This window comes from Glutamicibacter sp. NPDC127525 (genome assembly GCF_042672105.1).
Classification (GTDB): domain Bacteria; phylum Actinomycetota; class Actinomycetes; order Actinomycetales; family Micrococcaceae; genus Glutamicibacter.
Genome location: NZ_JBHXVN010000003.1, coordinates 372,268 through 397,796, shown reverse-complemented (window position 1 = coordinate 397,796; position 25,529 = coordinate 372,268). Strand labels below are relative to the sequence as shown.

Sequence of the window (25,529 nt, the reverse complement as noted above, 5' to 3'; positions counted from 1 at the left end):
CCAATTCATGCTACCGGTGGAAAGTCCAGAAAGTGGGCTTTTCCTGCGTCGCGTAGGCTTAAGAATGTGCAGAACTCAGATAATGAGGGCGTAATCGTCCTGGGAGCCACCCCGATTGGCAATTTGTCCGACGCCTCCCCGCGTCTGCGGGAGATTATGGCCAGTGCCGATATCATCGCCGCGGAGGACACCAGAAACTTCCACCACCTGGCCCATGCCCTGGGCATTAAAATCACTGCGAGGGTGATGAGTCTGCATGAGCACAACGAGGCTCACAAGCTCTCCGAGGTGATTGACCTGGCCGCCGAGGGCGCGACTGTGCTGGTGGTTTCCGATGCAGGAATGCCGGCGGTTTCGGACCCCGGCTACCCATTGGTGGCCGCTGCCTTGAGTGCTGGCATCCGTGTCACCGCGGTACCGGGCCCTTCTGCGGTGCTCACCGCGCTGGCCCTGTCCGGATTGCCAACTGGCCGTTTCACCTTTGAAGGCTTCCTGCCGCGCAAGGCGGGGGAACGCCGCAAGCGCCTGGATTCCTTGCTCGCCGAAGATCGCACCATGGTGTTCTTCGAGGCTCCTCACCGGCTGAGCGACTTCCTTGATGCCGCTATCGAAGCATTTGGCCAAGACCGCCAGGCCGCCGTAGCCCGCGAGCTGACCAAGAAGTTTGAAGAGGTCCGTCGAGATTCACTGGCAAATCTGCGCGCATGGGCAGAAGATGGCGTGCGCGGAGAAATTGTTGTGGTTGTCCACGGAGCCCCGGAAGCCGAGGCCGCATCCATCGAGGATTTGCTTCCCAAGGTTGCAGCCCTCGTGGAGGAAGGCATGCGCATGAAGCAGGCCGTGGCCGAAGTCGCCGAAAAATTCGGCGTGCAGAAACGCGAGCTTTATGAAGCTGTTCTGGCAGCACGTCACGAAGCGGGAAAATAGCCGAAGTCGCATAGGCTAAATGCACAATGAATTCTCGCGTTTATCGTGCAGACGGCAATTTACAGCCACCACCTGCCAGGAATAGCGTAGACATCAAAGACGATTAGTTTTCATTATTTTCTATCAGGAGATGCTCGTATGTCGATTACTGCCCAGCGCGAAGCGGAACTGCTTGCCAAGGTGCCAACCGGCCTATTGATTAATGGCGAATGGAGGGATGCCTCCGACGGTGGCACCTTCGACGTGCTCGACCCGGCTACCGGCGAGAAGTTGCTGACGCTGGCCAGTGCTACGAGCGAAGACGCAATGGCTGCACTGGATGCAGCTGACGCAGTCCAAGCCGAATGGGCACTGACCGCACCACGCGAACGCGCGGAGATCCTGCGCCGTGCTTTCGACCTTGTCACCGAGCGCAAGGATGACTTTGCGCTGCTGATGAGCCTGGAAATGGGCAAACCACTGGCCGAGGCCTATGGCGAAGTAACCTATGGCGCCGAATTCCTGCGCTGGTTCTCCGAAGAAGCCGTACGCCACTACGGCCGCTACCTCACCACCCCCGAGGGCAAGAACAAGGTACTGGTCCAGCACAAGCCGGTTGGCCCATGCCTGCTGATCACCCCATGGAACTTCCCGCTGGCGATGGCTACCCGCAAGGTCGGCCCGGCAGTAGCGGCAGGCTGCACCATGGTGCTCAAGCCAGCCAAGCTGACCCCGCTGACTTCCCAGCTTTTCGCAGCCACGATGATGGAAGCAGGCCTTCCAGCTGGCGTGCTGAACGTGGTCTCCGGCGCTTCGGCCTCGAAGATCTCCGGCCCGCTGATGCAAGATGACCGCCTGCGCAAGGTTTCCTTCACCGGCTCGACCCCGGTGGGCAAGCAGCTGATGAAGGACGCCGCAGACAAGGTCCTGCGCACCTCGATGGAGTTGGGTGGCAACGCACCATTCATCGTCTTCGAGGATGCCGATCTGGATGCTGCTGTCGAGGGCGCCATGGCAGCCAAGATGCGCAACATGGGCGAAGCCTGCACCGCTGCTAACCGCTTCCTGGTCCATGAGGACGTTGCCGAGGAATTCACCGCCAAGTTCGCTGCAGCGATGAAGGCCCTGAAGCCAGGACGCGGCACCGAAGCCGACACCACGGTAGGCCCGCTGGTCGAGGAAAAGGCCCGCGACGAAGTCCACTCGCTGGTTGAAGCCGCCGTCGCCGCCGGCGCGACTGCCATCACCGGCGGCGCGCCAGTTGACGGCCCGGGCTACTTCTACCAGCCAACCGTGCTGGCCAATGTCGCCAACGACGCCAAGATCCTGAGCCAGGAAATCTTCGGCCCAGTGGCACCAGTGACCACGTTCAAGGATGAGGCCCAGGCTATCAAGCTGGCCAACTCCACCGAATACGGTTTGGCTTCCTACATCTACTCGCAGGACTTCAACCGCATGTTCCGTGTTTCGGAGCAGATCGAATTCGGCCTGGTTGGATTCAACGCTGGCGTGATCTCCAACGCCGCGGCACCATTCGGTGGCGTGAAGCAGTCGGGCCTGGGCCGCGAAGGCGGCGCCGAAGGCCTGGAGGAATACACCACCGTGCAGTACATCGGCATTGCCGATCCTTACGCGGCCAAGAAGTAGATTCTCCAGCTCGCGCCGAGGCCCGACCGGATTCTTCCGGTCGGGCCTTGGCCGGTTAAACCGATGGCTACATGTCGATTCGCGTGGATTCTTCCGAGCGCGAATGACGCGGGTGCACCGAAGCAGGGAACAAGAATGCCCTGATTCGTTGGATAAAGGACAGCTCGCCGCGCAAATTGCCCTGGATCGCGTGCAAGGCGTCAAGCAGCGGAGCGGCATCATCAGCGCTGGGATGCCTGTTGGCGTAGAAGCTCTCTTGGATGACAGTTTTCAGGGACTGCAAATCCTTGGCGACTTGGGGATGGTCTTCGCCCAGCCGGGTAGTGTAGTCACCGGCCGACTCGTGGCTGCCAGCCGGCCCCCGGTAATCGGCCCCAATAGCCTGCAGCTCGGCCAGCAGAGCTGGAGCGGCATCAGCGCCGCCACGGCGCACGCGTCCTAGCCGCTCCTCACGCAGGCGATGGCGCCGCCACGGAGCAAGACCCAGTGCGAGGAAGGCCAGCAACAAGACCGCTGGCAACAGCCACACTGCCTTTGCGCCCTGGGTCCCAGAATCTGCGGACGGTGCCGGCGCAGAAGGCGCGGCGCTGGCCGGCAGGCTCGGGTTGCCGCGCTCGGTGGGCACTTGGGGTGCAGTGCTTTCTTGCGGGTTCGACGTAGGAGTTGGTTCCGGCGCGTAACTTGGCGAGTAGCCCCGACCCGGTGTGGGCTCGAACGGAATCCAACCCAGCCCGTTCAAATACAATTCTGGCCACGCGTGGGACTGTTTCCCGCTGACGGTATATCCGGTGAGCTCGGTACCTTCTTCCAGGCGCCGTTCCAGCATGCTCTGGGCGGTGTCCCCGGTGATTTCGAGAGTGTCTCCGCTGGCTTCACCGGGTGCATACCCCACGGCAATGCGCGAAGGGATTCCGGCTTCACGAGCCAGCAGGGCCATCGCCGAGGCGAAGTGCACGCAATACCCCTGGCGCCGGGCCAGGAAGGCTTCGACAACTCGACGATTGGCCCCGTCGTAGCCTTCGCGCAGCGGGGTGCGTTCGGAGTACACGAAATTCCCGGAACGGAAGAAATGCTGCAAAGCCACGGCGGTATCAATGTCGTTGGCAGGCTTCCCCTTCTTGCCGAAAACCTCATCGAGGGTTTGCTGCAGCAACGGTTCCAATCCGTTGTCAGGATCCTGCGGAAGACGCAGGTATTCCTCGGGCAGCTGGTCGCTGGCGTCGACTCCCATGTGCCCGACGTTGCGGACCATTTGCGTGCTGATGGCCAAATCCGCGTAGGCCACTGAAATGTCGTTGGTCGATGCCATGGCGTCGCCAGTGAGCCTAGCCACCGAGGTCTCGTAGGTCCAGTTCCAATCCCCGACGATGCCCTGCACGAAATAGGATTGGTTGGGCAAAGGGAGGACCGGACTGCTGATGCCATCAGGCCAAGTCATTCGCAAGACTTCGTCGGTGCTGTTGAACGTGCTGAAATTCGTTGACACCGCGGAGGTGCCATCAAGCGTGTGCTGCATGGAGCTTTCGCTTGGTTCCCAGCGGTCTGCGGACAAATCCTTGATCACCTGAGTGCGCAGGTAAGGCGCTTCTTCAGCAGTTGTGTAGTAGTCCAGGATGGGAACACCGCTGTTCGAGCGGAGGTCTCTTCCGAGGTTGATCAGCGGATCGACATTGCTGGCCAGCAGATCACCCGAAGGACGTTGCCCTTCGGAGAACATGCCGCTGCGGAAACCAGGCATCCAGATGCTGGCCGCCAAGAGGGCACCGACACAGGCCATCACGCTGACACCCAGAATTCCCAGCGTCCTGGGCGCGGGAAGCATCACTTGGGAATGCTTGGAAGATGCAGGGGCAAAGAGATACGGAATCAGCGCAATATAGCCGAGCACTGCCGACAACAGCAGCGCGAGATAGCCAATTCCGGCGCCTTCCTGCTTGAACAGCGACGCGATGATCGGCGCCAGGGACAAGGGAATGATGATCAGCATGGCCATGCGCCGCGAGCTGGCCAGCATTTCCACGATCAGGCTGATTGCCAAAGTGAAGCACAATACGCTGAAAGCCACAGAGCGGGAATTGGCTACCGGCGGCACTTGGGTAGCTAGCTGGATTCCCGCTTCACCAAGCACATTCCAGACCCATTGGGCGAGAGGCAAACCGTAGATGTTGCTTTCCCGGGCATCGCTGAGCGCAATGGATGCCACGGCGACGATTGCAGCAGCAGGAACAGCGCTCCAGCGCAAGCGGCGGACTGCGCGCAGCAGACCGGCGCACAGGTGCAAGGCGAAGACCGGGAGGACCAAGGCCGGGAACCAGCTGGAGCCTTCAATGACCCCGGACAGCGAGGCGGCACCCGCTAATACAGCGACTGCAAGGCAGCAGGCAGCAGCAACCCGCACGAGCAGAAGCCGCATCGCGGGAGCCGAGCCAACGCTCGGATCCGGATTTTCAGGAGTCGGGGCTAGAGTGTTTGCCCCAGCACGGCCAGCGCTCATTATCCCCACATCTCGTCTATCGCCATATCGCCGGGAAGAATATGCACTTTCCAGCTGGTGCGAGCCAATTCATTTTGTATCTGTCCATAGCGTTCAGGGTGGCTGACCAGCAGGAAAACCTCGACATTGCGCACGGTGCGCGAGAGCGTAGCCAGCCAAGCTGCCTGCGGCGCAGTAAGCTCTCCGAGGATCATGATGACCGGTTCTTCGCGGAACACCAAGAGCTCCTTGCGCAGGGTATTGCCCAGAACCTCGGAACCGTTGGCTTCAACTGTTCCGTTGGCCAAGGCCAGGTCCGAAGTTGCGGCATGGAAGTCTTCAAAACTGTTCAGCGCGCCGAGCTCGGAGACGCTTTGCGGGTCTCGTTGCGCCAACGAGGCCCCGGTGAGGTCCCGGAAGGCGAGCTGGTAGCCGCTAGTGGCATATCTCAGGCCGATGCTGCTGGCCAACGACAACGCATTTTCAAAGCGGCGGCTGCTGGTGAGTGCCTCCGCGTGAGCCTGCGGCAACGAGATCCTCAGATCCGATCCGCTGTGATTCCAATGCTCGAAGGAAGTGTCCAGGGCCAGGAGCGCCTGCGCGGTTGCCACGTGGTTTTCCTGGCGGACCATGAGCTTTCCGTGCCGGGCGCTGGCTTTCCAGTGCACCTGGCGGACGGAGTCGCCTTGCTGGTAGTCGCGCGTCGCGACATCGTAGTAGTCGGTGGTGGTGCTCCTGGAGAATTTCGCATCGCCAGTGAGCGTTCGTTCGCCGAGCGGGGCGAAACGATCCAACCGGTGCAATTGGGAACGCACGGGAATCTGCAGGCTCGCTCCGGTGCGCACCATTCCCTGTATCAGCCCCAGAGGGTCCACGACTATTTGCTGGGCTGGTCCCACAAGGTGGATCCCGCGTGTGCGGAACACCAATTCGTATTCGATGGAACCCGGGGCCTGGAATCGTGGGCCGGGCCCGAAATCCTCCGGCAATTGTTCCTGGATGATGGAACGCTCAGCACACGACAAGCGGAACTTGCTGACCTCGCCAACGCTGGGAACCGCCGAGAGCAGCTCCCGGTGGATAATCGTGCGTCCGCGCAGGCGCAAGGCCAAACCCCAGTTCGCCATAGCCAACGCCACCAGGGCCAGGCCCAAAGCCATCATTTCGTGCCGGCCCAGGAGATATGCCACGAACACCAGCAGGCCGCCAGCTCCGGCAGCGCACCAACCGCGCACGGTGAACAGGTCAAGGTGCCAACGCCGCAGGGCTGTCGCCGAATTTTCGGTGCGCGTCCAGGAGAGGGCATCGCGCGAATCGTAGCGGGGAATCTTCTCCATGGCTGCCCGTTAGCTCACGGGGGTGCTGGCAACAAGCTCTTGGATCACGGCGCTGGCATCCAAGCCGTCCGCAACCGCTCGCCGGGTCAGGATCAACCGGTGGTTCAGCACCATCTGGGCCACGCTGCGAACGTCTTCTGGCAAGACGTGGTCGCGTCCATGAATCGCGGCATGGGCTTTGGCCGCGCGAACCCACTGAATCAGTGCGCGAGGCGAGGCCCCCAGCGCCACCTGCGGGTGCTCGCGTGTGGCTCGGCCCAGATCCACTACGTAGGCGCCTAGCCGTTCTGTGACCGTCACCGCTTTAACCTGCTCAATCATGTATCCCAGATCAGTCAGCTGCACCACGGCTTGCAGTGCTTCCAATGGGTCGTACTGGTGCCGGCCGGTGAGCATGGTGATTTCGGCATCGCGTTGTGGGTAACCCAGCGAAAGCCGTGCCATGAATCGGTCACGCTGTGCCTCGGGCAGGGCGAATGTGCCCTCGGATTCCACCGGGTTCTGCGTGGCCACAACCATGAAAGGCTGCTCCAGCCGATGGGTGATCGAATCGACGGTGACTTGCTTTTCTTCCATGCATTCCAGCAATGCCGACTGGGTCTTGGCATTCGCACGATTGATTTCATCGGCGATGACGATATTGGCGAAGACCGGTCCGGGATGGAAAGTGAATTCGTGAGTCTGCGGGGAGTAAACCGAGACACCGGTGACGTCACTGGGCAAAAGGTCCGGGGTGAACTGGATGCGGTGCACCGAACCATTGACGCTGCGCGCCAATGACTTGGCCAGCATGGTTTTACCGACCCCGGGAACGTCTTCCACCAGCAGGTGGCCCTGTGCCAGCAGGACCGTCAATGCGCTAGTCACCGCCTCCGGCTTTCCGGTGATGACGCTCTGGACAGCATCGAAAATGCGCTGGCAATTGGACTGGAATGCCGAATCAAGCGACGGCACTGTTCGGTTTGCACTCATGCGCGGTTCCTCCTGAAGAACGAATCGTTGGCAAGATCGATCGCCGCAGCATTCATTCAATTGGGTCTTGCATCACATCATATGGGGATCTTTTGTCCAGCAACAGAGCCTAACTACCGGGAGCTGAGCACCTGATTGTCGTTGCTACCCCTAGTGGTGCCACAATTAACCACAGATTCGATCCCAGTACTCACGCGCAAAGGATAACCGTGTCCAAGAAGAAGCACACTGATCCCACCCTGGTTCCCGAGGCCTACCGCCCGACGGAGAAAGCCGCTGCAGCAGAGCAGGGGGAGCGGTCGCGTGCTTCTAGCAATGAAAAAGGCGGAAGCCAGCGCAATTTGCAGTACCCGGAAGCGCCAGAAGCGCTTCCAGTGCCAGTGGTCGATAACCATACGCATCTGGATTTCCTTGACGGAACTGTGAAGGTCACGGCTGCCGATGCCCTGGCGGCGGCGGCAGCTGTTGGCGTGAAAGGGCTGATCCAGGTCGGCTGCGACGTGGAGTCATCGGAATACGCGGTCCAGGTAGCTAACGAGTACTCGAATATCCTGGCCGCGGTAGCCATTCACCCCAACGATGCCGCGCGTCTGGCTGAACGCGGGGAGCTGGAAGGAGCGATCGCGCGGATTGAAGAACTTTCCGCGGATCCGCGGGTGCGTGCAATTGGCGAAACCGGGTTGGACTACTTCCGTACCGGTGAAGACGGACGGGGCGCCCAGGAGCATTCTTTCCGGGAGCATCTGCGCATTGCGGTGGAGCAGGGCAAGGCCCTGCAGATCCATGACCGGGATGCCCATGAGGACGTGGTTCGTGTGCTCAAGGACGCGCCATTGCCGGGGAAAGTGGTCTTCCACTGCTTCTCTGGGGACGCGGCATTAGCCCGGATCTGCAACGACAACGGCTGGTACATGTCGTTCTCTGGAACTGTGACATTCAAGAATTCGCATGATCTTCGCGAGGCCTTGGCGCTGGCGGATCCAGAACTGCTTCTGGTAGAAACCGACGCACCGTTCTTGACGCCGCACCCCTTCCGGGGCCGCCCGAACGCCAGCTACATGATTCCGTACACGACTAGGTTCTTGGCGGAAACCAAGGGGATCGATCTGGCCGAATTCTGCACCCGGATCGATGCGAATACGCGAGAAGTGTACGGAGAATTCTAGATCCGGAGGTTGTGTGTCTCGTTACAGGACACTTGCCACAAATATAACAATTCGGTTACGGTGGATGAGATGTCCGGTACCGCCCCCGCCTATTTTCGGCACGGTGTGTTCAGGACAGCCTGATCCTCACGCCTTGCTGCAAGTGGAAACACGGCGCAACTTTGACTGAAGGACAGGCAGCGAACACTGCCGGGCCCAACCGGAGATCCTGACAGGATTCCCGCAGTTGGGTCTACAAACGATGGGGACCTCATTACCGTGACTCACTTGCTCAAGAAGACCTGGGTGAAATACCTGGCTCAGGCGCTCGCCGTAGCTGTGGTTATTGCCGGTGCTGTTTTCTATATTTCTGGCCAGAAATCGGTCGTCATGTCGGTGGACGGCCAGCGCCAGGAAATCACCACCCGTGCTGCCACCGTTGGCGCACTGCTGGAACAGCAGGACGTTGCCTTGGCTGAGCGCGACGAGATCTCCGCAGCACTGGATTCCGAGCTTGCCGACCAGCAGCTTGTTGATATCAAGCGCAACAAGTCGATCGAAGTAACCGTGGATGGCACCGAGCGCGTTGTGCACACTACCGGCATGACCGTTGCCGACGTGGTTGAACAGCTCGACCTGGATAAGGATTCCGAGGTTTCCCTCGATGAGGACATGCAGCTCGCAGCCTTGAGCGATGAATTGGAAGTCATCACGCCCAAGGAAATGACCCTGGTCGTCAAGGACAAGAAGAAGAAAATCGCAACGACTGCTTTGACCGTCAAGCAATTGCTTGCCGACGAGAAGATCAAGGTCGACGGCAACGACGAAATCAACGTCAAGATCAAGGACGAAACCGACAAGGACGTCAAGGACAGCGTCAAGCTGGCCGCGGGCACCACTGTCGAGGTGATCGACGTAACGGTCAAGACGTGGGACGAAACGCGCGACATCGACTTCGAGACCAAGAAGGTCAAGGACAGCTCGTTGGATAAGGGCGACACCGAGGTCAAGACCGAAGGCAAGAAGGGCGAGCGTGAGCTGACCCTGCGCCAGGAAACCCGCAACGGCAAGAAGGGCGAGGAAGAAGTCCTCAAGTCCAAGGTCACCAAGAAGCCCGTTGCCGAGGAAATCCGTGTCGGCACCAAGGAAGAGAAGAAGGAAACTTCAACTTCCAAGAACACTCCAACCCCGAGCAGCATCTCCTCGACCTGGGCTGCCCTGGCCAAGTGCGAATCCGGTGGCAACTGGTCGATCAACACCGGCAACGGCTACTACGGCGGACTGCAGTTCTCTGCATCGTCGTGGCGCAATGTGGGTGGCACCAAGTACGCACCGCTGCCGCACCAGGCAACTCCGCAGGAGCAGATCGCTGCAGCTGAAGTGCTGCGTCGATCAGGCGGCTGGGGCCACTGGCCATCGTGCTCGTCCAAGCTGGGCCTGCGCTAAAAGCAAAAGCCGAATAACAACGCGACGCGTCCACCATCACGGTGGATGCGTCGCGTTGTTATGTTTGGATCAATTTAGCTGAACTAGAATTGGATTTGTGATGTCTAAGGAATCTTTGCCGCTGCTTGGGGCCACCGAAATCCGTCGTCTGGCCGAAGAGCTGGGAATCCGCCCTACCAAGACGCTGGGGCAGAACTTTGTGATCGATGGGAACACCATCCGCCGCATTGTCGCCGCCGCCAAAGTCGACCCATCCGAAACAGTGCTGGAAGTAGGCCCGGGCCTAGGTTCCCTGACCCTGGGCATCATGGATGCCGCCGCCAAGGTCGTGGCTGTGGAGATCGATCCACCCCTGGCAAAACGACTGCCGCAGACAATGGCCGAGTTCCGCCCTGGCCGAGAAGACGATCTGACCGTGATCCTTTCCGACGCCATGAAGGTCACCGAACTTCCCGGCGAGCCAACCTCGCTGGTCGCCAACCTCCCGTATAACGTTGCCGTCCCGGTAGTGCTGCACCTGCTGGAGCACTTCCCTTCCATCCGCAATGGCTTGGTCATGGTGCAGGACGAAGTTGCCGACCGGATGGCCGCCACCCCGGGCAATAAGATCTATGGCGTCCCATCGGTGAAGGGCGCCTGGTACGGAACCATGCGCAAGGCTGGCGTGATCGGCATGAACGTCTTCTGGCCAGCGCCGAAGATTCACTCCGGCCTGGTGGGGTTCACCCGCGACAAGGACCGCAGCGACGCCCCGGATCGCAAGGAAGTCTTCGCCATCATCGATGCAGCCTTCGCCCAGCGCCGCAAGACGCTGCGTGCTGCCCTCTCCGGCTGGGCAGGCTCCGGTGCTCGTGCCGAACAGATCCTGGTAGCAGCGGGCATTGATCCGAAGGAACGCGGCGAGAAGCTGGATATTGACCAGTACATCGACATTGCCCGTGCCGCACAGGATATTCCCGCTGAAGCTCCAGCTAGCGAGGCATAAGCATGTCTAAGCAGCGTGTCATCGCGACCGCACCGGGCAAAATCAACTGCTACTTCAAGGTCGGTCCTCCTCGCGAAGACGGATACCACGAAGTGGCGAGCCTCTACGTCGCGGTCTCCCTGGCCGAGCAGATTGAAGCGACGCTGCGCACCGACGGGGAATTGCAGCTGAGCCTGGAACCGAATTCCCCTGTGGTCTCCGAACCGGAAAGCTTTCCGCTGGGTGCAGGCAATCTGGTGCACCAGGCAGCCCAGCTGCTTCGCGAGCACACGGGCTGCAGCCTCGGAGCGAACCTGCACATCACCAAGCGCGTCCCGATCGCCGGCGGAATGGGTGGAGGCTCTGCAGACGCGGCGGCCACCCTGGTAGCCTGCAACGAATTGTGGGGAACCGGGCTGGACCGGGAAGAACTCGGCCGCTTGGGCGCACGCCTCGGTGCTGACGTGCCTTTCGCCTTGATGGGCGGGGCCGCCATCGGCCTGGGCATCGGCGACAAGCTTGTCCCGTTGCTGACTCGTGCCAAGACCCATTGGGTGCTGATCCCGGCCAGCTTTGGCCTGTCGACCCCACGAGTCTATGGCATGCTCGATCGCTTGCGTTCCGGCACGGAGATCGAAGTCCCGCAGGAAATCGATCCAGCGGTCATCGAAGCGCTGATGGCTTCGGACGCGCCAGCGTTGGCCCAGGTGCTGGCTAATGACCTGACCCAGGCTTCCTTGGCCCTTGCCCCGGAACTAGGCACCATGCGCGATATGGCAGAAGGCGCCGGTGCCCTGCGAGCCATGGTTTCCGGTTCGGGGCCGACCTTGGCTCTGCTGGTCGAAGATGCCGAGCATGCTGAAGAGGTCATGGCCCAGCTGGGCGATGAGGTGGGTGTCGCTACCATCCCGGTGACCGCTCCAGCGCCCGGAGCGCACATTACCGTTTCCGAATAATTTTTCCGGAAGTCCCTGTCTGGCCTTGGGCCGGGCAGGGATTTCCTGCATCATTTTCCGCCACCCCTCTTGTTGCGCCCTGGGCCCGGCCCTAGGCTGAGTCCCAAAGCAATTATTGAGAGCCATTCATTTTGAATCTGGGGCGGAATACAACATGCTCAATGGACGCGTCTCGCACTGGTGGGAAGACATCGGCCTGCCAGAGCCACGCCAGCAATTACGCGGTCAGGGCACCGCAGATGTCGCCATCATCGGTGCCGGGTTCACCGGACTGTGGACCGCCTATTACCTGGCCAAGGCCAACCCGGCTCTTCGCATCACGATCCTCGAAGCCCGGCACGTGGGCTACGGCGCATCGGGGCGCAATGGGGGATGGCTGACCAACACCATCACCGCTGGCCGCGAACGCTACCTGAAATCCCATGGCAGGCAAGAAGTCAATGACTTCCAGCTGGCCATGAACCGGACCGTCGCCGAGGTCATCGAGGTGTGCGCTGCCGAGGGGATCGATGCAGATATCCTGCAGGGCGGCGAACTCGAAGTTGCCTACACCCCTGCCCAGGAAAAGCGCTTGCGCGCCGATGCCATGGCCGACGCGCAATGGGAACACACGCACACCGAACTGCTTGAAGCCGAGGCAGCCCAAGGCAAGGTCAACGTCGCCAATGCCCGGGCCGGGCTGTGGCATCCGCACGCGGCCAGAATCCATCCTGCAAAATTGGTACGCGGACTCGCCGAAGCCGTGGAGCGGCTCGGCGTACGGATCTATGAAAACACCCGCGCCACCACACTGCGCGCACGCCGCATCGAATTCGACGGTGGGTCATTGGACGCCGAGTACATCATCCGTGCCACCGAAGGGTTTACTGCCGGGCTAGCAGGACATAAGCGCTTGTGGCTCCCGATGAATTCGTCCTTGATTGCCACCGAACCGCTAGCTCCATCCATCTGGGACGAACTGGCATGGAACAACGGCGAGGTGCTGGGGGACTACGCCCACGTCTACATGTATGCCCAGCGCACCGCGGATAACCGCATTGCCATTGGAGGTCGGGGAGTGCCGTATAAATATGGTTCGCGCACGGATGCCGATGGCCAGACGCCGCAAAGCACCGTGGAGGGACTGCAGGAAATCCTGCACCGCATGTTCCCGCAGACCCGGAATTCGAGAATCGATCATGCCTGGTCCGGGGTACTGGGAGTGCCGCGGGACTGGGCCGCTACCGTCGGGCTGGACCCGGCGACCGGACTGGGCTGGGCCGGCGGCTATGTCGGCACCGGGGTCGGCGCAGCGAACCTGGCCGGACGAACCTTGCGCGACTTGATCCTCGGGGAAAGCACTGAATTGGCCAATCTGCCGTGGGTCAATCACCAGGTGCGCAAATGGGAGCCGGAACCACTGCGCTGGCTGGCAACCAAGGGGCTCTATGCAGCCTATGGTGCCGCAGATCGAAGCGAACTGAAGGGGCGGGGGAGCTCCTCGCCGCTGGCCGTGCTGGCCGATAGAATCACCGGAAAGCCTTGAGCGCTGGCACACTGGGGCATAGGCTGTGGCCATGGGACTTGATAAACGTGGAATCTATGTGTGCGCGCTAGCACTTGTGCTCATTATTTCTGGCGTCTTGATGATCACGCTGATGCAGGTCGGAATTCTTGGCTGGGCACTGCAAGCGGCCGGAATCATCGTCATGGCCTTCTCGGTGGGTGCGGCGCGTGCGCCCAGGGCCCGTGCCTGAGGTGCGCGAGGAGCCCATGGGCGCTTGCAGCTTGTCGGCACGCGGCCAGAACTACCTGCTGCGCGAAGCACGGGCAACGGATCTTGAACAGATCATTGCCTTGATGGCAGATGATGAGATCCGTCGTGCAGAGCATGCGGACGCTGGGGACGACGGGGAACAGTATCTGGAGGCTTTCAACGAGATTCACGCAGACCCCGCGCATACGCTGATCGTGGTGGAGAGCAATGACGGAGACATTGCCGGTACGATGCAGCTGACCATGTTGCCTGGTCTTGCGCGCAGGGGAACGAAGCGGATGCAGATCGAGGCAGTGCGCGTGGCCAGCGCGTTGCGCGGCGGGGGCCTGGGAACGGAAATGATCCGCTGGGCCATTTCCGAAGCCGAAAGCAAGAGAATTCCGCTGGTCCAGCTGACAAGCGACGCGCAACGCCAGGACGCGCACCGCTTTTACGAGGGGCTAGGATTTACCGCGTCGCATGTGGGCTTCAAAATGCACCTGGCTATAAGCCCTTGATCTTGTAGATTCGTTGCAATCCGGAGGTAGCCTGGCCCCATTCGCTCTTCGCGGCCCGCTGCTGGTGGGCCTCGAAAGCGGCACTGTCTTCGAATTCCTCGTGCACCAGCCAGACCCAGGGATCGCCGGTTTGCGTGACAGAGAAAGAAATGCAGCCGTTTTCCGCCTTGGTGAGGCGTATATGCTCTGGCAGCAATTTCTCCACCAATTCAGCCTCAGCCGCGTCCGCGCACAGCAACCGGCCCTCCATGATCACAATTCCCATGTTCGCCAGTCTGCCACGATCTTTGGCGGATGGGGCAAAAACTAGTGGATCAGCGAAGGGCTCGGAAACCGAAAGTTTCCGAGCCCTTCGCCTGCGTCAAGGCAGAAGCGCTATCCGAGCAGCTCGGACAGTTCCAGCCAGCGCTCTTCCAACTCGTCGATCTGCGATTGGTACTCGTTGATCTCAGCGGTGAATTTGCCCAGCCCTTCATAGTCGCTCTGGTCATGATCGGCCATCTTGGCGTGGACCTTGGCGATCTTTTCCTCTAGCTGGCCGACCTTGCGTTCATTGGCATTCAGTTCCTTCTGCGCGGCACGCAGCTCTGCGCCCGAAGGGCCAGCAGGCTTGGCGGCAGTTTCGGAAGAAGCCTGCGAAGGATTGGACCCGCCAGTGGAACCTTCGGCAGCTCGCAGCAACAGGTACTCGTCCACGCCGCCGGGCACGTGGCGGAAGTTGCCGTTCAGGATCGCGTACTGCTGGTCGGTGACGCGTTCGAGCAGGTAGCGGTCGTGGGAGACCACGATCAAGGTGCCGGGCCAGGAATCCAGCAGGTCTTCCAGGGCCGCCAGCATGTCGGTATCGACATCATTGGTGGGCTCATCGAGGATCATCACGTTGGGCTCATCCATCAGGATCATCAGCAACTGCAAGCGGCGGCGCTGGCCGCCGGAGAGTTCAGCAACCTTGGTCGACAGGTGTGCCGAGGAGAAGCCCAAGCGCTCCAGCAGCTGGGCCGGGGTCAGGTCCTTGCCATCCACGTTGAACGTGGTGCGGTAGCGGGCGAGGATTTCGCGGACCTTGTCCTGGCCGATCTGCTCCAGTTCGCGGAACTGCTGGTCCAGCACGGCCAGCTTCACGGTCTGGCCGCGCTTGATCTTGCCGCCAGTTGGCTCCACGGTCCCGGCGATCAGGCCCAGCAAGGTGGATTTGCCGGCACCGTTGGCACCGAGCAGGCCGGTGCGTTCGCCCGGGCCGATGCGCCAGGTGAAGGGCTTGAGTACTTGCTTGGCGCCGAAGGAGACCTCCGTGTCCAGCAGGTCGATGACGTCCTTGCCCAGCCGGCTGGTGGCCATCTTCTGCAACTCCAGCGGGTTGCGTGCCGGCGGGACATCGGCGATCAGCTGGTTGGCTGCCTCAATGCGGAACTTCGGCTTGGAGGTACGGGCCGGGGCGCCGCGGCGCAGCCAGGCCAGTTCCTTCTTCATCATGTTCTGGCGCTTGTTTTCGGTGACCGCGGCGATGCGGTCGCGTTCCACGCGCTGCAGCACGTAGGCGGCGTAACCGCCCTCGAAGGGCTCGACCAGGCGGTCGTGCACTTCCCAGGTGGTGGTGCAGACCGCGTCGAGGAACCAGCGGTCGTGGGTGACGACCATCAGGCCGCCGGCGTTCTTGGACCAGCGGTTATTGATGTGCTCGGCGAGCCAGGAGATGCCTTCGACATCCAGGTGGTTGGTCGGTTCGTCCAGGATGACGACGTCCCAGTCCTGCACCAGCAGCGCGGCCAGAGCCACGCGGCGGCGCTGGCCGCCGGAGAGGGTGCTGACCTTCGCTTCCCAGTCCAGGTCTGCAACCAGCCCGGAGATGATGTCGCGAATGCGCGCTTCGCCGGCCCACTCGTGGTCGTCCATCTCGCCCACCACGCAGAAGTGCACGGTCGCTTCGGGATCCAGGGTGTCCGACTGGTCCAGCACGCCCACGCGCAGGCCGTTGCGCTTGGTAACACGCCCGGAGTTGGGCTCGATCCTGTCGGAGAGCATGCCGAGAAGCGAGGACTTGCCTTCGCCGTTGCGACCCACCAGGCCGATGCGGTCGCCATCGGAAATGCCGATGGTTACCGAGTCGAAAACGACATGGGTGGGATATTCCAGATGTAGGGCTTCGCCCCCGAGTAAATGAGCCACAATTTCCATTTTACGTTCCGGGAGCAAATCGAGGCCCTGGCAGGACCATCTGAGCGTGTGCCGTGCCAGAGGACTTGGGCAGTTTAAAGCAGAGAATAAAAGTGAGTTTTGCTACGGTGTTTTGCGATTTCGCACATTGGGCTGATCATGGCAGAATAATTAGCGTGCTTGTCGGGCATGACCTGCGCAAGCCATTTTCCGCCCTGGTGTAATGGCAACACGCCAGCCTTTGGAGCTGTGCATTCTAGGTTCGAATCCTAGGGGCGGAACCAATGAGGAAGCGTCACGCAAGTGGCGCTTTTATTTTTTAACCAGTTTCAGCGCACCCCGAAGCTCGCGATAGACTTGCTTTGAGGTTTTACTTCTCTGCCCAAAACCTTGAATCCAATTTGCAGGAGAATGCACTTGAGTGATCAGGTCAACGCACCAGTAGCTGTCATCGTCCTAGCCGCCGGCGCTGGCACTCGCATGAAATCGGCGAAGCCGAAGATCATGCATGAAATCGCAGGTCGGTCCATGATTGGCCACGCACTCTACGCGGCTTCCGCGTTGGAGCCGCAGAACCTGGTAGCGGTGGTCCGCCACCAGCGCGATCTGGTCGCAGAGCACATTCTGGGACAGTTCCCTTCCATCACCATTGCCGACCAGGATGAAATCCCGGGTACCGGCCGCGCCGTGCAGTTGGGCTTGGAAGCTGTGGACCCATCGCTTGAAGGCACCGTTGTGGTGACCTATGGCGATGTGCCGTTGCTCACCAGCGAGGTGCTCCAGGAACTGGTTGCTACGCACGAGTCGAACCGCAACTCCGTGACCGTGCTGACCACCGAATTGGATGACCCTAACGGCTACGGCCGCATCCTGCGCGATGAACAGGGCGAGGTTGCAGGAATCCGCGAGCAGAAGGACGCTTCGGCAGAAGAACTGCTGATCAAGGAAATCAACTCCGGCATCTACGCTTTCGATGCCCAGATCCTGCGTTCGGCGCTGACCGAGGTCACCACCGAAAATGCGCAGGGCGAAATGTACCTGACCGATGTGCTCGCCATCGCCCGCGCACGCGGTGGCCGCGTCGCCTCCTCGCAGATCGCTGACCGCTGGCAGATCGAGGGCGCCAACGACCGCGTCCAGGTTTCCAATCTGGCCCGCATCTACAACGAGCGCAAGACCGAATTCTGGATGCGCCAGGGCGTGACCATCGTTGATCCGGCGACCACGTGGATCGACGCTGACGTCATGATCGGCCAGGACGCCACCCTCAAGCCAGGCACCCAGCTGCACGGCGAGACCATCATCGGCGCCAATGCCACTGTTGGCCCGGACAGCACCCTGACCAACGTGGTTGTTGGCCAGCGCGCTACCGTGAAGCGCACCGACGCCACCGACTCGCGCATCGCTGATGGCGCCTCGGTTGGCCCGTTCGCCTACCTGCGTCCCGGCACCGACCTCGGTGCGGATGGCAAGATCGGCGCCTTCTACGAAACCAAGAACGTCACGATTGGCCGTGGCTCCAAGCTCTCGCACCTCGGCTACGCCGGAGATGCTGAAATCGGTGAATTCACCAATATCGGCTGCGGCAACATCACCGCAAACTACGATGGCGAAAAGAAGCACCGCACCAAGATCGGTTCGCATGTGCGCACCAGCTCCAACACCGTATTCGTTGCCCCGGTTGAAATCGGGGACGGCGCCTACACCGGAGCCGGAGCCATCGTCCGCAAGAACGTCCCGGCCGGTGCCTTGGCACTGTCTGTGGCACCGCAGCGCAACTCCGAGGGGTGGACGCTGGAAAAGCGCCCAGGCACCTCCTCGGCTGACGCAGCGTTCAAGTCCTCGCTGAACTCTTCGGCTTCCGAGTAATTCAGCTACAGACTTCATTTCCTCGACAACAACCTCATACGTGATAGCGAAGCGAGCGAGAAAGCAAACCCCATGAGTGAAATCAGCCATAACGTCGACAAGAAGCTGGTGCTGGCCACCGGTCGTGCGCACCCTGAGCTGGCTGCAGAAGTAGCCAAGGAACTCGACACCGAACTGCTGCCTTTGAACGCCTACGACTTCGCCAACGGCGAGATCTACGTGCGTTCGGATGAGTCGGTTCGCGGCAAGGACGTTTTCCTGCTGCAGTCCTACCCAGCACCAACGAACAACTGGCTGATGGAACAGCTGATCATGATTGACTCGATGAAGCGTGCTTCGGCCCGCCGCATCACTGTCGTGGCACCGTTCTACCCTTACGCACGCCAGGACAAGAAGGGCCGCGGCCGCGAGCCGATCTCGGCCCGCCTGGTTGCCGACCTGTTCAAGACCGCCGGTGCTGACCGCGTGATTTCCTGCGATCTGCACACCGCGCAGATCCAGGGCTTCTTCGACGGTCCGGTGGACCACCTGTTCGGCTTCCCGCTGCTGGCTGACTACATCAAGTCCAAGGTCGATGTAAATGAAGTCACCGTGGTTTCCCCTGACACCGGCCGCGTGCGCGTTGCCGAGCAGTGGGCAGATCGATTGGGCGGCACCCCGCTGGCCTTCGTCCACAAGTCCCGCGATCTGACCGTGCCTAACCAGGCCGAGTCCAAGACCGTGGTTGGCCAGGTGGAGGGCCGCATCGCGGTCCTGATCGACGACATGATCGACACCGGCGGAACCATCGCAGGCGCTGTGCGCGTGCTGAAGGAAGCTGGCGCCAAGGACGTCATCATCGCGGCTACCCACGCGGTCTTCTCGGATCCGGCTGCCCAGCGTTTGGCTGATTGCGGTGCCCGCGAGGTTGTTGTCACCAACACCCTGCCAATCCCTGAAGAGAAGCGTTTCGAGAACCTGACCGTGCTCTCGATTGCCCCGACGATCGCCCGCGCGATCTCGGAAGTATTCCACGACGGTTCGGTCACGAACCTGTTTGACGGCCGCGCCTAGCAGCCCTCGTTTCGCAAAGCCTCTGGCCGGCACCTTAGGGTGCCGGCCAGAGGCGGTTAAGCGATCATTGACAGTGCCCGTAAGAGGAACCTCAGCTGGGACGCTGTCTCCGACTCTGATAGTCGAAGGTAACTAGGGCGACAGTATTTCCCAGTAACGTACTGGTGCATGCTTGTATATTGGTCCCATGCGCGCCATAGAAACAGTTCACGCGGAACCACGCGACTCGGATGATTCGCCCTGTTACCGAGTCAATTTTTGGGAAAAACCTCGTCCTGGGTATAGCTGGAACTTAGATGCTTTTGTACTGATTGGAGTGCAGGACGTATCTGAGGCACTCCGTTGGGTGGAGGAGCACGCGAATGGGAGGCCCTTCGAACTGTTCGCAGAAATGGGCTCCGAGCCCGAGAAACCGCTCGGTACTCCGCGAAAAGCATCTCTTATCCGTTTACTCGGAAACAATCCCAATGCTGGTTAAGCCTGCGAGGGTTATTAACAATTGACGTTCGGATCGCAGCGCTAAATAACATCAAGTGCGCTCCCGGCAGAGGAACCTTCTGCGGGACGCCGCGCTCCACACATTTCTTTTTGCAGACCCATCAACCTTGGATCCTCATCGGCGCTACAAACATCGCTGGATTGCCAGTTGTTAGCATGAGACCATGCGAACCGCCACAGCTATATCCACCATTGCACTTTTAAGCTTGCTTCTTTGCTCGTGTTCGCCAGGTGGAGTGAGCATACCGTTGGGTCATGAAGACCTTCCGCAATGCCCTCCAGCTTTGATTGAAGCAAATGGCCTGCGCGATCTCGGAGAACCTGGCTGTAACTTGCAAGGGTCTTCTCTCGTTCTTCCAGATGGAACAACCTTAGAAGTTGGCGAAGTTGGAGCAGTCCAAAGCCAACAGTTCATTTCGAGCGAGGGGTCTCAAAACTCAGAGTATTTGGTGGTGAATTGGGGTGTTCCTGGCGTAGGAGTCAGCAAAATTACGTCTGGGGAAACCGTCAGTTGGGCAACTAGCGATGCTGCACGATACCTTCAAGAGCAACAGCTACGACTTTAGGCTTTCAAGGCGCCCGGGCACTAACGGATTGCGGGACAATATCCGTTCTGATACTTCCGAGATCCGGCATATACGACTTTGAATCGTTGTACGACTAATTCTTCGGAATTTTAGTAAGGCTGAACGGAGTATGGTTCAACAAACCATTGCGAGCTATCAGCGTAGTTTCGTGGTCTTTCCCCACGGTGAAAGTCGTTGGCGATTGTCCCATGAGACTTTCAGAACCTCGATAGCGGATGCCCGCGCTAACGACGTGATCGCCAGCTTCTACAAAGCTTTTCCAAGGAACGCCCCATTGCGCGGGGTGTTCAACACCGTCGACGGACACGAACGGTTTAGCAAAGACACGAAGGAACGTTGAAGAGATCCAGTGCGGATGCACAGTGATTACTAGAGAAGATGGCATTTTCCTAGCCTATCCAAATACCCCATTGTTCCTGCTTTTCTAGCTGGGGAGCCAAGCCCTATAGCCGGCCCCGCTGGAGGAGAGCCTGCAAGGGGAACCTCCTGCGGGCAGTCGAAGGGCTATGCCTCGAGAATAACGCTGGTTTGGGTTCCTACGTATTCGAATCCTGCGCGGAGTGCCGTGCGAATCGAAGCGGTATTGTCCGTGCGGGCGCGCCACTGCGGAATGAGACCGCAGTTCATTGCTTGTTCCATTGCGATTGCAACAGCATTAGAACCGAACCCACTTTGCCGTTTCTCGGGTGCTGTGAGGACTCCGAGGTGAGCCAGTTTTCCTTCCCAAATATCGTAACCGGCACCCGCCAGTGGTTGTGGCCCATTGTTGCAATCGCTGAGTAGGACAAAGGTACTCTCCATCTCGCTCAAGCCTACTTCCGCCGAATCGTCGGGCAGGCAGATGTTCTCCAGTGCAATAGCGTGCTCTTGCTGGCGGCTCGCTGTCGGTCGGAGACTTGGGGTCGGTGGTGCTGTGTCGCAGTAATACAGTTCCGCTTCGCCGAGAGCTTGGCCGCCATATGGAGCGCTGATTTCCATCAGTTTCGCATGACTGGCAAGTTCGGCGTCGGTCAAGTTTTGGGCAGCTTCTTTCGCCCAGGAAGGGCCTACCAGAATCCCAGTTCCGAACAAGGAAACAAACATGAGCAGGGCACTATCGTCCTTTTCGCGATACACCCGATTGCCTTCGATTTCCAGAGCTTCCGGGGGGACGCCAAGGATCTGCGCCCAAGCCAATTGAATACTTGTGATGGTGCTGGATTTTAGCTTCATCCAGAAAGACTAGCCGATTCGAGAAGTAAGGATTGCTTAACTAATTTCAAGGAAAGAATATGAATAATGAATCCGGCCAAATATCAATGAACCCCAATTTAGTTTCCTAGCAGTCGACCTGAATTTGGGTGACATGCTCCTATAATCCTCATGGCCAGCCAAGGATTTTTACATTCCCGCAAGCCGGTCGTCATACGGGATATACGTGCTCTTGACTCGGCTAATTTTTGAAACACCGAGTTTTCAAACACTTCGGATTCCCATATACCCCGCCCGAGAAAATGCCCGGTGAAGGTGCCTTATACAGACACGGAAAACTATTATTTATGGTGGATCAAGGACCAAGAGGGGCAGCATGGAACTTGGCATACGCCAGGTCGCTGTGGGAGGGCTGGAACGCGCTGAGCTACTGCAACGCATGGTCCAAACAGGGGTTCAGCTTAACGACTACGCCAAAATGCTGTTAGCCCACCGGATTTTCGATGAGGTTGTGTCGGCCCCAAAAGGTGACCGTGGTAAGTCGTAATCTGCGACAGCTTGGTCTGGAGGTCGGAGCAACGTTGACTCAGGTCCTTGAACGCGCAGTCAGCGTCGGATTGAAGTTGTGCCCCGCCATGACCGGCCCGTATATGCGACTGGATTTCCTAGACCAAGCGTCTTCCAACAATTCAGTGCTCAGTGATGGGAAGAAGCCGGCTGATTCGTTGACCGTCGCTTCCGCGGCACCCGGCGATCAGGAATTCCCGCGCGGATTCTATCTGCGGATGGTGGATGGAGTGCCGTGGCTGCGCGGTTATCGCTGCGATGACGCCCACGGCTTTACGCTGGACGATACTTTTATTTTCCAAAGCCGTTGAGCGGAATCCAGGAATAGTGGCGTTCGCTACAGGTTTTCCCGTTGGCGATGGCAGCTGGTAGAATTGTTGACTGTGCCCAGGCGAGGGAAACACCAGCAATGGTGGGACCGTTATCGACAAGGCCGGAAAAGCTCTTTCATCTCCTAGATGTTGGATGCTTCCCGAGTCCACGCAAGGGCCTTAACGAAGCATTCATTTCCTAAGGAGAATTATCATGGCATCTGTCAACCTTGACGCCGTTGTACGTAGCGATTTCGGCAAGGGCGCTGCCCGCCAGGCTCGCCGCGATGGCCAGATCCCAGCAGTTGTCTACGGTGCAGGCTCCGAGCCACAGCACGTACTGCTTCCAGGCCGCGAAACCACCCTGGCCGTTCGCGACCGCGGTGTTGAGCTGGTTCTGAACATCGAAGGCAAGACCGTGAAGACCACCATCAAGGACATCCAGATCCACGCGCTGAACCGCACCGTTGATCACATGGACCTGATCATCGCTGCCTAATTACAGCGAACTAGGTTTTAGCTGAGCATCATGAGTGATGGAACTTGGCTCGTAGCCGGACTCGGGAACCCCGGGTCCGGCTACGCTGGCAATAGACACAATATCGGGCAGATGGTGCTCGATGAACTGGCTCATCGAGTCGGCTCGAAATTCAAGACCCACTCCTCGCGTTCCCAGGTTGTCGAAGGACGCATGGGGGTTGGCGGTCCACGCATCGTGCTGGCCAAGCCCATGGTTTTCATGAATCTTTCGGGCGGGCCGGTAGCTAACGCGGCGAAGTTCTTCGGCATCGATGCCGCCCGGCTGATTGTCGTGCACGACGAGATTGACATTCCCTTCGATACCATCAAGCTCAAGCGCGGTGGCGGTGAAGGCGGGCATAACGGCCTGCGGGATATCTCAAAGGCCATGGGCTCCAAGGACTACCTGCGCGTGCGCGCAGGCGTTGGGCGCCCTCCGGGCCGCATGGATACTGCCAAATGGGTTTTGCAGGACTTCTCCAAGACCGAAAAGGCCGATCTTCCGTTTCTGATCGACAATTGCGCTGACGCAGTGGAATTGCTGATGAACTCGGGATTGGAAGCTGCCCAGGCAAAATTCCATATCAGCTGACCGCTGATCCCTATGGGGCGCGGTGAAGCCAAGCGGGGACCGCTGGGGACTTGAACGGTCCGCAGCGGTCCTCGACTTCATTAAATTAGGAAAGCTATGGACCGAGGCGTTCCTTACTAAGGCCTAACTTAGATGTGCTTCGAGGCCCGGAGTGGAATAATTACCCAATGTACCCCTTGCCTAATAGGCCTGTGACGATTCTTTGCCACGGCCTGTCCGGCATCCATGACAATTATTCGGAGGACCACGTGCACACGATGACCGGTCAGCCAGAAGCCCTTGAGGCGTTGACAGCTGGAGAAGTTGAGCGCATCAAGGCCGACTTTGAAATTCTGGAGCACCAAGTCAACGGCGTTGACGTTGTGTACCTGGACTCCGGCGCCACCAGCCAGAAGCCGCGTTGCGTCTATGAAGCCGAGCAGCACTACTACGAGAACGCCAACGCAGCAGTACACCGCGGTGCGCATTCCTTGGCAGTTGAAGCTACCGAGATCTATGAGGAAGCACGCGAGAAGGTCGCCAAGTTCATCGGTGCACGCACCAACGAACTGGTGTGGACTGCCAATGCCACCGAAGCGCTGAACCTGATCAGCTACTCGATGTCCAATGCCTCCTTGGGGCGCGGGGGAGAGGCCGCGGCCCGATTCCGCTTGGGCCCGGGCGATGAAATCCTCACCACCGAACTTGAACACCACGCGAACCTGATCCCGTGGCAGGAACTGGCTTTCCGCACCGGTGCTACGCTGCGCTATGTGCCCGTCACCGAAGATGGTGCACTGCGCTACGAATTGCTTGATGAGCTGGTTACCGAGAAAACCAAGCTCGTTGCCTTCACCCACGTTTCGAATGTGCTGGGTACCATCACCGATACCCAGAAGTTCGTTGACGCTGCCCGCAAGGTCGGGGCCCTGACCGTGCTGGACGGATGCCAGTCCGTGCCGCACCTGCCGGTCGACGTGAAAGCCCTGGACGTTGACTTCATGGCCTTCTCCGGCCACAAGATGCTCGGCCCAACCGGAATCGGCGCACTCTACGGCCGTGAAGAACTGCTCAACGCAATGCCACCGTTCCTCACGGGTGGATCGATGATCACCGTGGTGGACATGGAGCACGCAGAATACATGCCATCGCCGCAGCGTTTCGAGGCCGGAACCCAGCGCATCGCCCAGACCCACGGCTTGGCTACCGCAGTCAGCTACCTGGATGAAATCGGCATGGGCCGTATCGCGGCCTGGGAAGAGCACCTCGGAGCAATCCTCTATGAGGGCATCTCGAAAATCGAAGGCGTGCGCGTCTTCGGTCCGGCCGACGCGCAGCGTATCGGTACTGTCCCGTTTGAAGTGATCGGGGTGCACCCGCATGATGTCGGCCAATACCTCGACTCGCGCGGCATTGCGGTACGCGTGGGCCACCACTGTGCGCAGCCGCTGCACCGCGCCCTGGGCGTGAATTCCACGACCCGCGCCAGCACCTATCTGTACAACACGGAAGAAGACATCAAGGCCCTGCTTGAGGCCTTGAGCTCCGTGCGCGAATACTTTGGAGTTTAAATGAACGAATTGGATCAGCTATACCAACAGGTCATCTTGGACCACTCGAAGCGCCGCATCGGTTCGCCGCTGGTTGAGACCACCGAAGGATTGCTGCACGGCGAGTCCCACCAGCACAACCCGATCTGCGGCGACCAGATCCGTGTCCGCGTAGAGCTTGATGACCAGGAGCATTTCACGTCGATGAGCTGGGAAGGCGATGGGTGCTCCATCTCCATGGCCTCTGCCTCGGTGCTGGCCGAGATGCTGCCTGAGCTGACCAAGGAAGAATTTCTTGGGAAGAGGGACTATTTCCGCGAGATGATGCGCTCCAAGGGAAACTTCCAGCCGGATGAAGAGGTGCTGGAAGACGCCGCTGCCTTCGTCGGCGTCTCGAAGTTCCCCGCACGCGTCAAGTGCGCAATGCTCGCTTGGGTAGCCGCTGAGGTCGCCATGCACGAGGCCCGCAAATAGTAGCAAAACCAAATAGCTCGGGCGCCGGCGAGGCGCGTTGGAGGCCGGCGCCCCAGCGCTGTGTTGGGCGGGGCGGGTGGGGCCGG

At 59.8% G+C, this 25,529-nt stretch carries 22 protein-coding genes, 1 tRNA gene and 1 pseudogene; 17 read left to right on the top strand and 7 right to left on the bottom strand.

What is annotated here, in order from left to right:
- Positions 1-66 precede the first annotated feature (66 nt).
- Together rsmI and ACFVHU_RS09880 are read left to right on the top strand one after the other, a co-directional pair.
- A complete protein-coding gene (rsmI, locus tag ACFVHU_RS09885; RefSeq protein ID WP_105657475.1) occupies positions 67-927 on the top strand; it encodes a 16S rRNA (cytidine(1402)-2'-O)-methyltransferase in 861 nt (286 codons plus the stop codon).
- Positions 928-1,065: 138 nt separating this feature from the next.
- A complete protein-coding gene (locus ACFVHU_RS09880; RefSeq protein WP_105657476.1) occupies positions 1,066-2,553 on the top strand; it encodes an NAD-dependent succinate-semialdehyde dehydrogenase in 1,488 nt (495 codons plus the stop codon).
- Positions 2,554-2,620: 67 nt separating this feature from the next.
- Here ACFVHU_RS09880 and ACFVHU_RS09875 read toward each other — a convergent pair whose 3' ends face one another.
- The 3 genes from ACFVHU_RS09875 to ACFVHU_RS09865 form a co-directional block, all read right to left on the bottom strand.
- Positions 2,621-4,966, bottom strand: coding sequence for a transglutaminaseTgpA domain-containing protein (locus ACFVHU_RS09875; protein ID WP_388024149.1), 2,346 nt, complete (start codon positions 4,964-4,966; stop codon positions 2,621-2,623).
- Between the two features lie 80 nt (positions 4,967-5,046).
- Complete coding sequence (locus ACFVHU_RS09870; RefSeq protein ID WP_388024147.1) at positions 5,047-6,363, bottom strand: DUF58 domain-containing protein; 1,317 nt, start codon at positions 6,361-6,363, stop codon at positions 5,047-5,049.
- Positions 6,364-6,372: 9 nt separating this feature from the next.
- The gene (locus tag ACFVHU_RS09865; protein ID WP_388024145.1) at positions 6,373-7,335 is read right to left on the bottom strand and encodes an AAA family ATPase; all 963 of its coding nucleotides are present in this window, start codon (positions 7,333-7,335) and stop codon (positions 6,373-6,375) included.
- A gap of 209 nt (positions 7,336-7,544) precedes the next feature.
- Between ACFVHU_RS09865 and ACFVHU_RS09860 the strand changes: the two genes are divergently transcribed.
- The 7 genes from ACFVHU_RS09860 to ACFVHU_RS09830 all read left to right on the top strand — a co-directional run bounded on the left by ACFVHU_RS09860 (position 7,545) and on the right by ACFVHU_RS09830 (position 14,099).
- Entirely contained in the window at positions 7,545-8,501 is a 957-nt protein-coding gene (locus tag ACFVHU_RS09860; protein WP_388024143.1) for a TatD family hydrolase, read from the top strand.
- Positions 8,502-8,759: 258 nt separating this feature from the next.
- Positions 8,760-9,926 (top strand): resuscitation-promoting factor, encoded by a 1,167-nt coding sequence (locus ACFVHU_RS09855; RefSeq protein WP_105657481.1) that lies wholly within the window; start codon positions 8,760-8,762, stop codon positions 9,924-9,926.
- 100 nt (positions 9,927-10,026) lie between these two features.
- On the top strand, positions 10,027-10,911 hold the full coding sequence (gene rsmA / locus ACFVHU_RS09850) for a 16S rRNA (adenine(1518)-N(6)/adenine(1519)-N(6))-dimethyltransferase RsmA (RefSeq protein WP_105657482.1): 885 nt from the start codon (positions 10,027-10,029) through the stop codon (positions 10,909-10,911).
- Positions 10,912-10,913: 2 nt separating this feature from the next.
- On the top strand, positions 10,914-11,846 hold the full coding sequence (locus ACFVHU_RS09845; RefSeq protein WP_388024141.1) for a 4-(cytidine 5'-diphospho)-2-C-methyl-D-erythritol kinase: 933 nt from the start codon (positions 10,914-10,916) through the stop codon (positions 11,844-11,846).
- A 154-nt stretch (positions 11,847-12,000) separates the two neighbouring features.
- Positions 12,001-13,371 carry an NAD(P)/FAD-dependent oxidoreductase gene (locus tag ACFVHU_RS09840; RefSeq protein ID WP_388024139.1) on the top strand — a complete coding sequence of 457 codons (1,371 nt, stop codon included), beginning with the start codon at positions 12,001-12,003 and terminating at the stop codon, positions 13,369-13,371.
- A gap of 31 nt (positions 13,372-13,402) precedes the next feature.
- Positions 13,403-13,582, top strand: a complete 180-nt coding sequence (locus ACFVHU_RS09835; protein ID WP_388024137.1) for a hypothetical protein — start codon at positions 13,403-13,405, stop codon at positions 13,580-13,582.
- Positions 13,583-13,598: 16 nt separating this feature from the next.
- Positions 13,599-14,099 carry a GNAT family N-acetyltransferase gene (locus ACFVHU_RS09830; protein WP_388024135.1) on the top strand — a complete coding sequence of 167 codons (501 nt, stop codon included), beginning with the start codon at positions 13,599-13,601 and terminating at the stop codon, positions 14,097-14,099.
- Here the strand turns inward: ACFVHU_RS09830 and ACFVHU_RS09825 are convergent.
- Together ACFVHU_RS09825 and ACFVHU_RS09820 are read right to left on the bottom strand one after the other, a co-directional pair.
- The gene (locus tag ACFVHU_RS09825; protein WP_105661730.1) at positions 14,086-14,364 is read right to left on the bottom strand and encodes a putative quinol monooxygenase; all 279 of its coding nucleotides are present in this window, start codon (positions 14,362-14,364) and stop codon (positions 14,086-14,088) included. The two genes, ACFVHU_RS09830 and ACFVHU_RS09825, sit on opposite strands and share 14 nt — an antisense overlap.
- A 110-nt stretch (positions 14,365-14,474) precedes the next feature.
- The gene (locus tag ACFVHU_RS09820; protein WP_105661906.1) at positions 14,475-16,265 is read right to left on the bottom strand and encodes an ABC-F family ATP-binding cassette domain-containing protein; all 1,791 of its coding nucleotides are present in this window, start codon (positions 16,263-16,265) and stop codon (positions 14,475-14,477) included.
- A 197-nt stretch (positions 16,266-16,462) separates the two neighbouring features.
- On the opposite strand from ACFVHU_RS09820, the gene ACFVHU_RS09815 reads away from it, so the two are divergent.
- The 3 genes from ACFVHU_RS09815 to ACFVHU_RS09805 all read left to right on the top strand — a co-directional run bounded on the left by ACFVHU_RS09815 (position 16,463) and on the right by ACFVHU_RS09805 (position 19,175).
- Positions 16,463-16,537, top strand: a tRNA-Gln gene (locus tag ACFVHU_RS09815).
- Positions 16,538-16,670: 133 nt separating this feature from the next.
- Positions 16,671-18,122 (top strand): bifunctional UDP-N-acetylglucosamine diphosphorylase/glucosamine-1-phosphate N-acetyltransferase GlmU, encoded by a 1,452-nt coding sequence (gene glmU / locus ACFVHU_RS09810; RefSeq protein WP_388024133.1) that lies wholly within the window; start codon positions 16,671-16,673, stop codon positions 18,120-18,122.
- 72 nt (positions 18,123-18,194) lie between these two features.
- The gene (locus ACFVHU_RS09805) at positions 18,195-19,175 is read left to right on the top strand and encodes a ribose-phosphate diphosphokinase (RefSeq protein WP_332499429.1); all 981 of its coding nucleotides are present in this window, start codon (positions 18,195-18,197) and stop codon (positions 19,173-19,175) included.
- Positions 19,176-20,333: 1,158 nt separating this feature from the next.
- Here the strand turns inward: ACFVHU_RS09805 and ACFVHU_RS09800 are convergent.
- Together ACFVHU_RS09800 and ACFVHU_RS09795 are read right to left on the bottom strand one after the other, a co-directional pair.
- Positions 20,334-20,645: a hypothetical protein gene (locus ACFVHU_RS09800; protein WP_146112921.1), complete on the bottom strand. Its 312-nt coding sequence runs from the start codon at positions 20,643-20,645 to the stop codon at positions 20,334-20,336.
- 119 nt (positions 20,646-20,764) lie between these two features.
- Positions 20,765-21,472: a GNAT family N-acetyltransferase gene (locus ACFVHU_RS09795; RefSeq protein WP_388024131.1), complete on the bottom strand. Its 708-nt coding sequence runs from the start codon at positions 21,470-21,472 to the stop codon at positions 20,765-20,767.
- 560 nt (positions 21,473-22,032) lie between these two features.
- Here ACFVHU_RS09795 and ACFVHU_RS09790 point away from each other — a divergent pair.
- The 5 genes and pseudogenes from ACFVHU_RS09790 to sufU all read left to right on the top strand — a co-directional run bounded on the left by ACFVHU_RS09790 (position 22,033) and on the right by sufU (position 25,443).
- Positions 22,033-22,329 (top strand): hypothetical protein, encoded by a 297-nt coding sequence (locus ACFVHU_RS09790; RefSeq protein ID WP_146112922.1) that lies wholly within the window; start codon positions 22,033-22,035, stop codon positions 22,327-22,329.
- Positions 22,330-22,543: 214 nt separating this feature from the next.
- Positions 22,544-22,816: pseudogene (locus ACFVHU_RS09785) on the top strand (50S ribosomal protein L25); the annotation flags it as partial.
- Between the two features lie 42 nt (positions 22,817-22,858).
- Entirely contained in the window at positions 22,859-23,440 is a 582-nt protein-coding gene (gene pth / locus ACFVHU_RS09780; RefSeq protein WP_105657104.1) for an aminoacyl-tRNA hydrolase, read from the top strand.
- Between the two features lie 257 nt (positions 23,441-23,697).
- On the top strand, positions 23,698-24,990 hold the full coding sequence (locus ACFVHU_RS09775; protein ID WP_332498419.1) for a SufS family cysteine desulfurase: 1,293 nt from the start codon (positions 23,698-23,700) through the stop codon (positions 24,988-24,990).
- Complete coding sequence (gene sufU, locus ACFVHU_RS09770) at positions 24,991-25,443, top strand: Fe-S cluster assembly sulfur transfer protein SufU (protein ID WP_105657105.1); 453 nt, start codon at positions 24,991-24,993, stop codon at positions 25,441-25,443.
- Positions 25,444-25,529: the final 86 nt, after the last annotated feature.

What these genes read in the sequence shown, in the direction of transcription:
- pth (WP_105657104.1), top strand. Translation starts at nt 22,859, where the DNA reads ATGAGTGATGGAACTTGGCTCGTAGCCGGACTCGGGAACCCCGGGTCC.
- ACFVHU_RS09835 (WP_388024137.1), top strand. Translation starts at nt 13,403, where the DNA reads ATGGGACTTGATAAACGTGGAATCTATGTGTGCGCGCTAGCACTTGTG.
- ACFVHU_RS09870 (WP_388024147.1), bottom strand. Translation starts at nt 6,363, where the DNA reads ATGGAGAAGATTCCCCGCTACGATTCGCGCGATGCCCTCTCCTGGACG.
- ACFVHU_RS09880 (WP_105657476.1), top strand. Translation starts at nt 1,066, where the DNA reads ATGTCGATTACTGCCCAGCGCGAAGCGGAACTGCTTGCCAAGGTGCCA.
- ACFVHU_RS09775 (WP_332498419.1), top strand. Translation starts at nt 23,698, where the DNA reads ATGACCGGTCAGCCAGAAGCCCTTGAGGCGTTGACAGCTGGAGAAGTT.
- ACFVHU_RS09825 (WP_105661730.1), bottom strand. Translation starts at nt 14,364, where the DNA reads ATGGGAATTGTGATCATGGAGGGCCGGTTGCTGTGCGCGGACGCGGCT.
- sufU (WP_105657105.1), top strand. Translation starts at nt 24,991, where the DNA reads ATGAACGAATTGGATCAGCTATACCAACAGGTCATCTTGGACCACTCG.
- ACFVHU_RS09830 (WP_388024135.1), top strand. Translation starts at nt 13,599, where the DNA reads ATGGGCGCTTGCAGCTTGTCGGCACGCGGCCAGAACTACCTGCTGCGC.
- ACFVHU_RS09795 (WP_388024131.1), bottom strand. Translation starts at nt 21,472, where the DNA reads ATGAAGCTAAAATCCAGCACCATCACAAGTATTCAATTGGCTTGGGCG.
- ACFVHU_RS09840 (WP_388024139.1), top strand. Translation starts at nt 12,001, where the DNA reads ATGCTCAATGGACGCGTCTCGCACTGGTGGGAAGACATCGGCCTGCCA.
- ACFVHU_RS09865 (WP_388024145.1), bottom strand. Translation starts at nt 7,335, where the DNA reads ATGAGTGCAAACCGAACAGTGCCGTCGCTTGATTCGGCATTCCAGTCC.
- rsmA (WP_105657482.1), top strand. Translation starts at nt 10,027, where the DNA reads ATGTCTAAGGAATCTTTGCCGCTGCTTGGGGCCACCGAAATCCGTCGT.
- ACFVHU_RS09800 (WP_146112921.1), bottom strand. Translation starts at nt 20,645, where the DNA reads ATGCCATCTTCTCTAGTAATCACTGTGCATCCGCACTGGATCTCTTCA.
- ACFVHU_RS09805 (WP_332499429.1), top strand. Translation starts at nt 18,195, where the DNA reads ATGAGTGAAATCAGCCATAACGTCGACAAGAAGCTGGTGCTGGCCACC.
- ACFVHU_RS09875 (WP_388024149.1), bottom strand. Translation starts at nt 4,966, where the DNA reads ATGCGGCTTCTGCTCGTGCGGGTTGCTGCTGCCTGCTGCCTTGCAGTC.
- ACFVHU_RS09845 (WP_388024141.1), top strand. Translation starts at nt 10,914, where the DNA reads ATGTCTAAGCAGCGTGTCATCGCGACCGCACCGGGCAAAATCAACTGC.